At 60.7% G+C, this 354-nt stretch carries 1 pseudogene; it reads left to right on the top strand.

Annotated elements, in window-relative coordinates:
- Positions 1-354, top strand: a pseudogene (locus tag ACIOVB_RS20440) (electron transfer flavoprotein subunit beta/FixA family protein); the annotation flags it as partial.

Below are 354 nucleotides of genomic sequence, written 5' to 3'. Positions count from 1 at the left end.
GAAAGGCGTTGCGACTGAAATCGTCGTCGTCTCCATCGGCCCGACCACTGCTCAGGAACAGCTGCGTACCGCACTGGCTCTGGGTGCCGACCGCGCCATCCTCGTCGAATCCGCTGAAGATCTGACGTCCCTGGCCGTTGCCAAACTGTTGAAAGCGGTTGTCGACAAGGAACAGCCTCAGCTCGTGATTCTGGGCAAGCAGGCAATCGACAGCGATAACAACCAGACCGGCCAGATGCTCGCTGCACTGAGCGGCTACGGTCAGGGCACTTTCGCATCGAAAGTCGAAGTCTCCGGCGACAGCGTTGCCGTGACCCGCGAAATCGACGGCGGCGCGCAGACCGTTTCGCTGAA

This window comes from Pseudomonas sp. NPDC087639 (assembly GCF_044743385.1).
Lineage (GTDB): Bacteria > Pseudomonadota > Gammaproteobacteria > Pseudomonadales > Pseudomonadaceae > Aquipseudomonas.
The sequence above is the reverse complement of the archived record's forward strand: the minus strand, read 5'-3'. Positions and strand labels throughout refer to the sequence as shown.